The sequence below is a fragment of the Pedobacter suwonensis genome (genome assembly GCF_044762335.1).
Taxonomy (GTDB): domain Bacteria; phylum Bacteroidota; class Bacteroidia; order Sphingobacteriales; family Sphingobacteriaceae; genus Pedobacter.
Genome location: NZ_JBIWEB010000002.1, coordinates 100,648 through 113,338 on the forward strand (window position 1 = coordinate 100,648; position 12,691 = coordinate 113,338).

Sequence of the window (12,691 nt, forward strand, 5' to 3'; positions counted from 1 at the left end):
AGTAAAAAATGGCACTAACAAACCTGAAACGCAGTGGTTTTGTGTTCATAACCGATGATTTAATTTTAAAAAAATATTGAACACAAAACGAAGTGTCGCTGTTTTTTTGATGCGCGTGAGATTGTGCAAAAGGCTCATTGCTGGATTGACAAAGCGCTTTGAGTACTTTGGCGCTCCAAAGTACTATGCCTCGCGGCATAGAGCGATAGAAGAATATTATAATTAATTTTGTCCACACGATGGAGCACATAAGGGAATCTTAATGCACGCAGCATAGGCATTAAGATTCCCAATCAAGTTGGGAATGACGACCTATCTTAAGGTAATTTGCAGCAAAAAATAGAATTTATTAAATGACTTTGATCTGTTTATCTCCAGCAAAAGGCTTATTTTAGCCTTATGCTAAATCAAACCTTGCTCGAAACCATAAAAACTACCCTTCAAAAAAGCAAAGTAGAAAAATTAGCAGCCATCGCTTCAGTAGAAACTTTTTCGGTAAAAGAACTGATCGATTTAAGTTTTTATGATGATCAACAGATCGGATTTCGGGCGGCGTGGATTTTGGAGAATGTATTTATCAACCATCAACAAAAGTTTCTACCTCATGCGCTCTATTTCCTGGAGCAATTTCCGAAACAGAACAATTTATCGGCGTTAAGGCATTACGTTAAGATTTTAGCCCTTATAACGAAAAGAAATGCGTCAATAGATATCAAGAAAATTATCGAACATTATGATACTGATTATTTGGTTGAAGTTGTTTTTGCCTGGTTGATTGATGAAAAAATTCCTGTGGCTATAAAATCGCACTGCCTTAATATCCTGGCCAATTTAAATGTAAAACACAACTGGATTAAGGAAGAATTGTTACAGACCATGGATTTTCTGGTTGATAAGGAAAGCATTGGCTTTTTTGCAAAGGTTAAACAGATCAGGAAGCAATTCTTGGTTCGAAGTTGACGGTTTTCAATTACCAATGACCAATGAACTAATGACCAATCAGCTACTGACCAATAATTCAATGAACCAATTTTTAGTTGTCGCAAAGTCAAATCTTGGTGATTTTAGCCCTAAACCCTACACCTTCAACCTTCCACCTTATAAAATCTTCCACCTTTTAGCTATTTTTACAACATGAGTACTACATACGATATCATCTCGAAAGTTATAAAAGAACGTCGCAGTATTTTCCCTGCCAGCTATATCAAAAAAGAAATTCCGGTTGAGGTGATTAACCAGATTTTAGAAACAGCCAATTATGCACCCACACATAAATTAACCCAGCCATGGCGCTTTGTTGTCATCAGAAAAGCTGGATTGGCCAGATTAGGCGAAGAATTAGGAAGATTATATAAAGAATTGGTTAGTCCGCAACAGTTTTTACAGAAAAAGTACGACAGCTTTGCCGAAAAAACAAGTCAGGCCGATTGTATTATTGCCATCAATATGCAGGTAAGCGGGAAAATACCTGAGTGGGAAGAACTGGCTGCAGTTTCCTGCGCAGTACAAAATATGGCTTTAACCGCAGAGAGCTTGCGGGTTGGCGCATACTGGAGTTCACCACCGTTAATTGATCATTTAGGCGATTTTTTAGGCCTTGGTGAAAATGAAAAATGTATTGGCTTATTTTACATGGGTTATCATAACGAAAAACCCTGGACACCAAACCGGACATCAATGGAAGAAAAGGTGAGGTGGATAGAGGAGTAGTTTAGTCCTCAGTCTTGAGTCTTAAGTCCTGAATCTGCAGTTCTTAGTTTGCAGTTCTGAGTAGAAAGTCTTGATTCTGTCGTTTAGTTCTTTGTTGAAGTTTGATAGTTTTTAGTCTTTATACCATGATTAACCGGTCGTCCTACATTAACCATTTTCCGTTAACCCTTTTACATTATCCATCTCCGTCACCTATATGTCTGCTTTAAAATCTAAACTTTACCAGCTCTGTTTTTCTTTCATCCAAAAAAGGATCGAAAATATAGAATATTCGCTGCGACAGGCCAGGCAGGCATCGAATGATGACACCAAAAGCAGTGCTGGCGACAAATATGAAACTACACGAGAAATGATGCAGCAGGAGATGGATCGCAACAATAAATTATTGTACGAAGCCGGTCAGCAGAAAATTGCTTTACAACAGATTGAAAATGTCGCATCAGATCGGTTGGTTAAAAACGGGAGTTTAGTACTCACTACTGAAGGTAATTTTTACATCAGCATTAGTGCAGGGGAACTCAATACCGATGGACAGAAATTTTTTGCTGTTTCTCAGGTTTCGCCGATTGGCAGGTTTTTGGTCGGAAAAGCTGTAAATGACAGTTTTAAGTTTAATGGAAAAGAATATATCGTAAAGGAGATACTGTAACAGATTTCAGTTGGCGGTTTTCAATTTACAGTTAACCAGTTTAACCATTAACGGATTAACCGATATTTGATGATCGGCTGTTAACTCCTAAACTGCAAACTACTTGATGCCCATCCGCTGTGCAAAAGCCGGCACCAAATAAGCCTTTACGTCTGAATAAGGGATAAATATAACAATTTGCCCTTGTGCATAACTGGCCACTTCATATGGATTGTACATAAAAGCAATACCATTGGCATTGAAATAAAAGTTTTTATTGGGTTTAATAAAATCATCAAAAAGAACCGTGCTTAAAGCATCATTAGTCTTTATGTTGTATTCTTTGCGAAGATTGCGTTCTAAAATGCCCTGTAAGGTATTCGAATCAATTTTAACAATGTCGCTAAGTACCAGTTGTTTTTTGTTCTGTACATCTAAACAGAACATCGTGCTGCTATAATTGCCATGTGCGCCGCCGGTATATGCATCAGCAAGGAAATCGATCACCACATAGCCATTATCATTATAGTTAATTGTTTGCTGGCTATTATTGGTGTAATTCATCCAGGCCTCAAAATCATCTCCGCGGCCATTTTTTGATTGTTCAGCAACCTGCAGTTTATAATCTTTAAAATAGTCAGAAGCAATATTTCTGAATCCGCTTGAGCGATCTACCTGTGCCAGACCGAAGATTTTTTTAAGTTCTGCGTCCAGCCATTTGCCCTTTTCATCCTTGCTTTTACTTTCCAGATATTCGAAACTGATTTCGGCCGCAGGTGATTTTGGCCGGTCAGCAAATGCTTTAGCTGAATCCTGGTAAATTCCGGCACTGAACGGATAGCTGCCTTCCGGATATTTTTCTGTTAAAGCTACCGGGTATTTTTTTGTTTTATCGCCACTTTCCCAGGTACCATCAAAACCGTTTCCGTTCCATCTTAACTTTAAAAGTGGCGACTTTGAATTCTGGTTAAAGTATGATTCATAAAAATTGTACTCTGCCAGTATTAAACTATCTTTTCCTACTACCGTATCAGTTGAGAGATTAAGCCATGATCCGTCATAATAGTATGAACCGCTCACATCATCATCATCAACTTTTTGCAGGTGCATCACCACCTTTTTGCCTGCTATGGTGCCTTCCAATCTTTTGTAGAAATTACCCGTAAGCGCTTTTTTAGTAATGGTTGTACCATCAGTTGCTTCACTATTATTGTTCCGGTTGTTATTGTTATTACAAGCTGATATTATCGCTAATCCAAAAAGGCAAAAAAGAAAAGAATACTTCATAGGGTAGTGATTATGATGTTTTAAGGTTTAAAGGTTATGATGTTACAGTCAACTTTTTCACCTTCAAACATTTCAACGTTTAGTATTTAACCCCTTTACTAAGATTTTGTTTTATTAAAACTCTTATTGATGCTGTAATAGAGGTTTTTTGCCGTGTATCTTCCCGGATCAATTATCCTCCTGATGGTGTAAAGCGGATAATTTTCATCTCTAGCTGTCGACAGGATAAAAGCAGCCTTAAATCCATGTTCCTTTAACTTGTGCAGGGTAGATGATTTGTAAACACCATAAGGGAATGCAAAATATGCTACTTTTTTGCCGGTAATTTCTTCCAGTTTTTTTGTGGGTTCATCAATCTGGGTTTTCCAATCCCCATCAGTAAATTGTGCAAAATTTTTATGGTCGTAGGTATGGCTGGCAATGGTATTTCCCTCGTCAGACAGTTGTTTGATCTGCTCTTTGGTCATGTAATTGATCCGTCCTTTTCTGCCGATGGATACCGTCATGATAAAATAAACGCCTTTAAAGCCATATTTTTTCAGTGTAGCATTGCCAACTGTAAATTGATCTTGATCCGTATCGTCAAACGTGATCATGATGGGTTTTTCAGGTAACTTGGCACCATAAACCAGGTAATTATACAATTGATCAGGCAGAATAGAATGGTAGCCGCTATCGGCCAGCATTTTCATGTGTTCCCTGAATTTATCGGGCGCAATAATATCATCGTGTGCCCTTTTACTATCGCTGGCAATATTGTTTCTGATCTGGTGATAACACAGAACGGGTACCTCTCTGCGGGCCAAAATGGTTTTATTATCGGCCGGTTTGGTGTTTGCAGAATCTATTTTAACCCTTTCGGAAGCATTTCTAACCGCTACTTTTTCTTTTGAAGCCTTTGACGGCTGGCACGACGTTAAAAGTAGCGAAGAAACTGCAGCATAGAGCAGAGAACTTTTGATCATGACTATATTGATTTAAAAGCTATTCTTGATGCTGTTGCTTAACGTCTTTGGCGACCAGTAACCACTGGCAATAATCCTGCGGATGGTAAACAGCGGATCTTTTTCATCACGTTTGGTTGATAATTGGAAGGCCATCCTGAAGCCGCGTTTCTTAAGCTCGGGGATACCCTCTGCATTCCATAAACCAAATGGATAAGCAAATTCGGTCATTTTTTTGCCCGTAATTTCTTCCAGTTTTTTGGTTGGTTTATCTAACTGTTCTTCCCAGTCCTTACCGGCGTATTTTTTAAAGTTTTTATGGTCGTACGTGTGGCTTCCGATCACATTTCCTTCAGCTGAAAGTTGTTTGATCTGCTCTTTCGTCATATAATCCACAAACTTGCCTTTTCTGCCGATCGAAACGGTCATGATGAAATAAACCGCCTTATAGCCCAGTTTTTCTAAGGTTGGGCGCACAACGGTAAACTGGTCCATGTCGGTATCATCAAAGGTTAACATAATGGGTTTACTCGGTAGGGGGGCACCCGTATTGAGGTAGGCGTAAAGCTGATCGGGTAAAATGGTATGGTAACCGCTATCGGCCAGCATTTTCATCTGGTCTTTAAAATTCTGGATTTCTACAATATAATCTTTGCCTACCTTGCCATCAGTTGGTTTCCAGTTTCTAACCTGGTGGTAACATAAAATCGGGACTTGTTTTCTGGCCAGGATGGTTTTAGCATCAGCCACTTTTATTTTTGAAACATCAATGGCAGCAGCTTTGGAATTTTCGCTGGTTTGTGTTGTTTTCTCAGTCGAATCTTTTCCTGTAGAACTGTCTGTTTGTGATTTAGATTGGCAGCTGGACAATAAGATTGCACCGGCTGTTATTAAGGTTAAAAAGCTGTATTTCATTGTTAGTATATATGGGTACAAAACTATAAAATCCCTCAATTATTTATCTATCAAAATAAATTGTGTTAATAATTAATTTAGTTGTAAGAAATTATAGTAACTATCGCATTTATTACATATCAAAGCCTGCTTAATATCCTTTAATTAAATAATTTAGCAACTCAAACAAATTTTAATGAAGAAACTTTACAAATTCCTGCTGGGCGCACAGTTTTTGTCACTAACTGTTGCAGCACAAAATAAAACATTTACCCTAACCGAAAACATTCAGCCACAGCCAAAAGCAAATTATCAGCTTGCTTCGCGTTTTTCGCCAAATAAGTTGAAAAAAATGGTGTATTCTACTGCTGTAGATCCGCATTGGTTAAAATTGAGTAACCGTTTCTGGTATACTTTTGAAAGTCCGAAGGGAAAATTCTGGTACCTGGTAGATCCTGCTGCCAAAAGCAAAAAATTAATGTTTGATAATGCTAAACTGGCTGCAGACATTACGCTGATTGTGCGGGATCCATTTGATGCAGAACATTTACCTCTTGAGAATTTAAAATTTGCAGCTGACGAAAAAAGTATTTCTTTCGAAATCAAAAGCACGGTTGATGAGTTGAAAAAAGACAGAAAAGATAAAAAAGCTGCGGATTCTATGCAGAAGAAAATATTTTCTTTCAAATACGAGCTGGCAAGTGCAAAATTAACCGAGGTGCCAAATTTCAGTAAACCGAAGCCTAAACCATCATGGGGGGCTGTAGCACCCGATTCTTCAGCCATTATCTTCTCCCGCAATTATAATTTGTACTGGATGGATAAAGAAAACTACAAAAAAGCAGTTAAAAATGAAGAAGATAGTACCATTGTAGAGCATCAGCTTACTAAAGATGGGGTTAAATTCTATTCTTATGGAAGTGACGGCGATGGCGAGAACAATGTGGAGAACGAAAAAAACAATAAGAAACGCCGCGGTGCTTATGTGCTGTGGTCGCCAAATTCTAAATATTTTGTGTTAGACCGCACCGATTCGCGTAAGGTAAAAGACCTTTGGGTGATCAACAGCGTTACACCTGGCCGCCCCACTTTAGAAACTTATAAATACCAGATGCCCGGAGAGTCCGAAGCTCCTCAGGATGAAATTTTATTGTTCGATTTTTCCGCAAAATCTTATAAAAAACTAAATGTATCTGCATTTAAAGATCAAAGTGTATCCGTTTGGAGCAAACCAGCCTTAAATAAAGACCGTGATAACGAATTCCGTCCATCTATCTGGTTAGGTAACAATAACAGATTCTATTTTTCGCGTACCAGCCGAGATTTAAAGCGGATCGACATTGGTACTGTTGATATTGCCACGGGAAAGGTTACCCCGCTAATTGATGAACGTTTTAATACTTATGTCGAAGTTAACCGCCCGGGTTTGGTTAACGATGGTAAAGAGCTGATTCACTGGAGTGAACGAGATGGATGGGCACATTTTTATCTTTTTGATGAAAACGGAAAACTGAAAAATCAGATTACAAAGGGCGCTTTCCACTGCGAAAGTATTGTTAATATCGATGAGAAAAAACGCATACTGTATTTTACGGCCAATGGTAGGGAAGGCAAAGAAGATCCTTATTACTTACATTTATACAGCATCCATTTCGATGGTTCGAATATGAAATTATTAAATGCCGGTGACTTTGATCACCTGGCGAATATGAATGATAACAACACTTTTTTTGTAGATAACTATTCGAGGGTAAATACAGCACCAAAAGCCACACTTTATGATGGAACGGGCAAAAAAGTAATGGATCTGGAAACAACTGATCTTTCCTTGCTCATGGCAGCGGGTTACAAATTTCCTGAGCCTTTCAAAGTAAAAGCTGATGACGGGATAACCGATCTGTATGGCGTGATGTATAAACCTTTCGATTTTGATCCCAATAAAAAGTACCCAATCATTGAATATGTTTACCCGGGGCCACAAACCGAAGCGGTAAATAAAGCTTTCAGCAAAAGTATGGACCGCACTGAACGTTTGGCTCAGTTTGGTTACATCGTGATTACCGTGGGCAACCGCGGCGGAAATCCATCACGGTCTAAATGGTACCATACTTACGGTTATGGCAACCTGCGCGATTATGGTTTAGCGGATAAAAAAACAGCTGTGGAGCAACTTGCCGCTAAATATTCATTTATCGACGAATCAAAAGTGGGTATTACCGGTCACTCGGGTGGTGGTTTTATGTCTACCGCCGCCATGCTGGTATATCCCGATTTCTTTAAGGCGGCGGTTTCGAATGCCGGAAATCATGATAACAGCATTTACAACCGCTGGTGGAGCGAAAAACACCATGGTGTTAAGGAAACCATCTCTTTAAAAGGCGATACATCATTTAAATACAGCATTGATAAAAATCCTGATCTGGCAAAAAACCTGAAAGGACATTTGTTATTGATGCATGGTGACGTAGATAACAATGTGCACCCGGCAAACTCGATCCGGGTAGCCAATGCGTTAATGAAAGCAGGTAAACGGTTCGATTTCCTGATTATTCCGGGGCAGCGCCATGGTTTTGGTGATATGACAGAATATGCTTTCTGGAAACTGGCTGATCATTTCAACAAATATTTAATTGGTGATTTTTCTGAACCGAGCGATGTTGATCTGGTAGAAATGGACCGGGATATTGAGCAGAACGGAAAGTGATGATTAACCACAGATGAAAAAGATGATCACAGATCGGGATTATTATCTGCGTTAGGATTCTTTGTTGAAAAAATAATACTAAAACCGTGGTTCGTGTCCTCACGAACCACTTATAAATTATTTAATGTTTTAGGGAATTGGTATCGTTTCCGCGATGGTTCGTGTCTTCACCAACCATTTTATTTTCCATCAATTTTGATTTCAGGGAAAGCAGGCTCCGGTGGTTCTTCGGTTATTTCAGTCCTGCTATTGCCCATAGTCCCGATCGAATCTTTTTAAATACAATTTTATTCTAAATCGGGAGCTATCTGGCGCTATCAGGTTTATATAAATGGGGTTTGTGCTCCCGATAAAACCGTTCAGTATCAATTTTTTTTTCACTCCGCCGTGGTTCGTGTCTTCACGAACCGTTCTGGCCACTTAGCCCCGGTTGAAGTGATACCCTGCAGCAACGAGGCACGAGGCACCGAAGCGTATAAGCGTAAAACGGGAAGAAATTAACTGTTTTGCATTGGCTGCGCGCTCCAAACTCAATATTACTAAAACCTGACTTTTGTAGCGTATGGTCCGTTAACTTTCGATCATCTTTACTCTCTTTAAATAAAAAAAGCCTCCCGATTGATCAAATCAGAAGGCTTTTTTTTATTTAAGGTAATCCTTTTATTTGATCTTATTGGTAAAGGTAATTTAAAGCGATAACATCATTAGCATTGAAAGTACGGTTGCCGCCGTTTGAACAGGCCAGCATGAATGATGCTGCATCTGGATTGGCAGGTGTTCCTGGTATTCTTACTGCGCCAACGTTTGATGCGCCCTCATTGCCGGCACCACTAGAACCACAGCTAAAGGCACGGTTCATGTAATCGGTATGACGGAAACCAATGCAATGGCCAACCTCATGCTGAATTACAGAAGCCAGATATAATAAATTAGGGTTTGAACCATAGGCCGCTGAATTGGTGTTCATTCTGATCTGATTAAATGGCTGGCCTGATGAAGTAGGGAAACCGGCAGAGCCTAAGGTAATAAAACCACCGCTCGGACCTTCGTTAAAACCTACAACATTAATGTTTCCGGTTGTACCTGCACTGGCTCTTTGGAAAGTGATGCGTAAACCCAGCGAGTTGTATCTCGAAATCATGGTGTTCACCGCGTCGCTATATACCTGAGGCAGGTTGGTTACCGATACCGTAATTACACGTGGCAACGATTTTACAATGTTTGTGGTTCTGTACTGTTCTGTTTCAGCGATATTTAGATTTGCCCCGGTAGAAGGCTCAGCTAAATTGTCGTCGGTTAAAAGAATATCTCCCTCTACCAGATATCCTTCATCTGTTTTACGGATATTGTCAGTACTGAAACCGAGTGATTTGATCTGTGATAATTTGCTTGCAGAAATTTCGCTCTTATTTTCTACGGCATTTTCTGTATTATTACTCTTACAAGAGTATAGGTTTGTGAGTAGAATGCAGGCGGCTGCAATCGATAAAAAGTTGGTTGTTTTCATCTTAGTTAGAATAAAATTAGTTTAGGTTGAATAAGTTAGTTAATAATATTTGTGGATTACCTTATAAATCCTAATTTAGGGAAGATATATCATGTAACCAAAATTTTATAATAAAATATTTTTTGAAAGTCATTACTGTATTTTTAGTTTTATGTTATTGTCTGTCTGTTTTTAGTTTAAACGCACAGATACAACCTGGTGGAATAGATAAAAAAAATGAAAAATATATTTCAAAAACGGGTAGTGTTACAAAATTAAGTGATGGTCAGTCTATTTTGGTAAGATTTAAACAGGTGTTAACAGCTGAAGAAATTCAGCGGTTAAAGCCCCAAAAAATGCTCTCTGGTGACCATTTTATCGTCGAAAAATCGAGTGTTTCTAACTTTTCCAACAGTATCATTGATCAGGAACAAGCTAATGGGCTCTGGAAAGTTAGTGACAGACTGATGAAAGTGCTCAATAAAAGCAGTAAAAGGAATGATTCTATCCTGGTTCGGTTAGCCTTTAAAAATGTAAATCCGCTACCAGTGGCGCTGGCAGGTTTAAAAATAAAATCAATCGATAACATCAATCACATCTGTACAGCCTACCTCTCGCCAAAAGATTTAATGTTTTTGCTGGAGCTTGGCGATCTCTTATATGCAGATGTTTTGCCTGTAGCTAAGGAGGAGGTTGTAATCAACGGTCTCGACCTTACCCTTAACCAGATCTCTAACGCCCGAAGCCTTTATCCTGGTATCGATGGTGTTGGTATAAATGTGTCCTTTAAAGAAGGAATGTATGATGCTGCTGATCTTGACTTAATCGGGAAAATCGTTGTGGGGGCCACTATTGGTAAAACGCCAACTACCCATGCTACCATTATGGCTACCCTTGCTTTAGGGAATGGTAATTCCTTTATCCGTGGACTGGGTGCAGCACCAAAGGCCAGACTGGCCTATTCTGATTTCGCAAATTTAATGCCCGATCTGGCTACCGATTTAAACAGGCTTCGGGTTAATGTTCAAAATCATTCTTATGGGACTGATATCGATAACGATTATGGAATGGAGGCTGCGGCATACGATAAACAGATTTTTGAAACCGATACCTTGATTCATGTTTTCTCGGCTGGAAATAAAGGTACCGCCACACCATCTGCAGGGTTTTATCAGGGTATAGCAGCCCGGGCCAATTTAACGGGCAATTTTAAACAGGCGAAAAATCTATTGGTGATAGGAGGGATTAATAGAGAAAATATGGCTGAAAACCTGAGCAGCAAGGGGCCTGCTTACGATGGACGTGTAAAACCTGAATTGGTTGCCCTGGGCGAAGACGGAACATCGGGGGCTGCAGCCATTACCAGTGGATCTGTTGCATTGGTAGAACAGTTTTATCAGCAGAAATATAAAAAAGCGGCATCTGCTTCGCTCATCAGGGCAACCTTAATCAATTCTGCTGATGATTTAGGTACTGCACAGGTCGATTTTGTGTATGGTTACGGAAAATTAAACGTGAGCCAGTCTTTAAAAACCTTAGACGAAAACAGGGCATCACTGTATGAGGTAGCCAAAAACCAGGATTTACTGATCCCCTTAACTATTCCCGTTAATGTGGAGGAAGTAAAGCTGACTATTGCCTGGAATGATCCTCCTGCTATTGTAAATGCTGCACAAAGCCTGGTTAATGGATTGGATTTAAGCCTGGAAACACCTGCAGGGAATTTGATGCTTCCCTGGGTATTAAGCAGCTTTCCTCATTTAGATTCCCTTTCAAAACCCGCGGTGCGTAAGGCCGATCTTCTCAATAACGTTCAACAGGTTACGCTCAATCAACCATCTGCTGGTACTTATACTATTCATGTTAAAGGAGATCGGATTAAACAGGGCAATAATCAACCTTTCGCATTGGCTTATCGTTACACATTCAAAAATGATTTTTCCTTTGTTAGTCCTGTGAAAAACGAATATTTTTTTGCTAATGAAGATAACTATATCCGATGGGAAAATACATATACGGGTAAAACAGGAAACCTGTCTGTTAGCTATGACGAAGGTAATACCTGGAAATCTATTGCCGCCGGTGTTGATTTAAGTAAAGGTTTTCACCATTGGGTTCCACCAAACCTGTTTGTTAAAGCCATGGTAAAAATGGAAGTCGAAGGTAAGGTCATACTGAGTCAGTCGTTTGTTATTTCCCGTCCGAGGGTGTTGAACGTTGGCTATGCCTGTAAAGATGGCCTGGTACTCAGCTGGAACCCACAGCCCGGAGCAAAGGACTATACATTGTATAATATTACTGATAATATCCTTTCACCTGTTTTAACGCTTGCTGATACCATAGTTAAGCTTGATGCCGGCAAAATCAATAGTAATTACTTTGCCGTGGCGGCAAATGGTGTGGGTTTTACGGGTTTAAAAAGTTATACCATCGATTATACCCAGCAGGGCATTGCCTGTTACGTGAGAAATTTGTTTGCTTCGTTAACCGATGATAAACGGGTAAAAATTGAACTGAGTGTGGGTACCACTTTGGATATAAAGAACATCATCTGGGAAAAACAGACCGGCCCAAATACTTTTAGTGTTTTGCAGCAAACCAGGCCCGTTTCAAATCAGCTGGATTATACGGTTTTTGATGATAAGCCAAAAACCGGAATCCAGTTTTACCGTGTTACGTTCGAAACGGCCAGCGGTCAGGTACAGAGCGATCTCGTATCGGTAGTGTACCTGAAAGAAAATGAATTTTCATTTTTTCCTAATCCGGTAACCGATTATTTAACAATTCTGAGCGGTTCATTTGAAGATTACAGCCTGTCTATCTTTAACATGTTAGGTCAGAAAGTTTTTGAAGAAAAAGCCACCAGTTCGAATAAATTTGCACTTAATGCTTTATCAACAGGGGTATATGTGGGTGTGATCAATAAAAATGGGCAACAACTGAAAAAATTTAAGCTGATTAAGAAGTAATTAATATAAAACTTGTTTTCGGTCAAACCGTAATAATCCGCATGTAACAACTTAAGAAGTGCCACGCTA

At 39.4% G+C, this 12,691-nt stretch carries 9 protein-coding genes; 5 read left to right on the top strand and 4 right to left on the bottom strand.

The window, feature by feature from the left end; all coding sequences use genetic code 11:
* The first annotated feature begins 399 nt into the window (after positions 1 to 399).
* The 3 genes from ACIQXP_RS04060 to ACIQXP_RS04070 all read left to right on the top strand — a co-directional run bounded on the left by ACIQXP_RS04060 (position 400) and on the right by ACIQXP_RS04070 (position 2,359).
* Positions 400 to 960 carry a hypothetical protein gene (locus tag ACIQXP_RS04060; RefSeq protein WP_387504572.1) on the top strand — a complete coding sequence of 187 codons (561 nt, stop codon included), beginning with the start codon at positions 400 to 402 and terminating at the stop codon, positions 958 to 960.
* 174 nt (positions 961 to 1,134) lie between these two features.
* Entirely contained in the window at positions 1,135 to 1,710 is a 576-nt protein-coding gene (locus ACIQXP_RS04065; protein WP_293741545.1) for a nitroreductase family protein, read from the top strand.
* A gap of 196 nt (positions 1,711 to 1,906) precedes the next feature.
* Complete coding sequence (locus tag ACIQXP_RS04070) at positions 1,907 to 2,359, top strand: 3-oxoacyl-ACP synthase (protein ID WP_293741546.1); 453 nt, start codon at positions 1,907 to 1,909, stop codon at positions 2,357 to 2,359.
* A 99-nt stretch (positions 2,360 to 2,458) separates the two neighbouring features.
* On the opposite strand, the gene ACIQXP_RS04075 is transcribed toward ACIQXP_RS04070, so the two are convergent.
* The 3 genes from ACIQXP_RS04075 to ACIQXP_RS04085 all read right to left on the bottom strand — a co-directional run bounded on the left by ACIQXP_RS04075 (position 2,459) and on the right by ACIQXP_RS04085 (position 5,484).
* Positions 2,459 to 3,625 (bottom strand): RsiV family protein, encoded by a 1,167-nt coding sequence (locus ACIQXP_RS04075; protein WP_387504573.1) that lies wholly within the window; start codon positions 3,623 to 3,625, stop codon positions 2,459 to 2,461.
* 98 nt (positions 3,626 to 3,723) lie between these two features.
* Positions 3,724 to 4,590, bottom strand: a complete 867-nt coding sequence (locus ACIQXP_RS04080) for a polysaccharide deacetylase family protein (RefSeq protein WP_387504574.1) — start codon at positions 4,588 to 4,590, stop codon at positions 3,724 to 3,726.
* A 12-nt stretch (positions 4,591 to 4,602) separates the two neighbouring features.
* On the bottom strand, positions 4,603 to 5,484 hold the full coding sequence (locus ACIQXP_RS04085) for a polysaccharide deacetylase family protein (protein WP_387504575.1): 882 nt from the start codon (positions 5,482 to 5,484) through the stop codon (positions 4,603 to 4,605).
* 175 nt (positions 5,485 to 5,659) lie between these two features.
* On the opposite strand from ACIQXP_RS04085, the gene ACIQXP_RS04090 reads away from it, so the two are divergent.
* Positions 5,660 to 8,167 (top strand): S9 family peptidase, encoded by a 2,508-nt coding sequence (locus ACIQXP_RS04090; RefSeq protein ID WP_387504576.1) that lies wholly within the window; start codon positions 5,660 to 5,662, stop codon positions 8,165 to 8,167.
* Between the two features lie 670 nt (positions 8,168 to 8,837).
* Here the strand turns inward: ACIQXP_RS04090 and ACIQXP_RS04095 are convergent.
* Complete coding sequence (locus ACIQXP_RS04095) at positions 8,838 to 9,674, bottom strand: M57 family metalloprotease (RefSeq protein ID WP_293741553.1); 837 nt, start codon at positions 9,672 to 9,674, stop codon at positions 8,838 to 8,840.
* A gap of 122 nt (positions 9,675 to 9,796) precedes the next feature.
* On the opposite strand from ACIQXP_RS04095, the gene ACIQXP_RS04100 reads away from it, so the two are divergent.
* Positions 9,797 to 12,622 (top strand): S8 family serine peptidase, encoded by a 2,826-nt coding sequence (locus ACIQXP_RS04100; RefSeq protein ID WP_387504577.1) that lies wholly within the window; start codon positions 9,797 to 9,799, stop codon positions 12,620 to 12,622.
* Positions 12,623 to 12,691 lie beyond the last annotated feature (69 nt).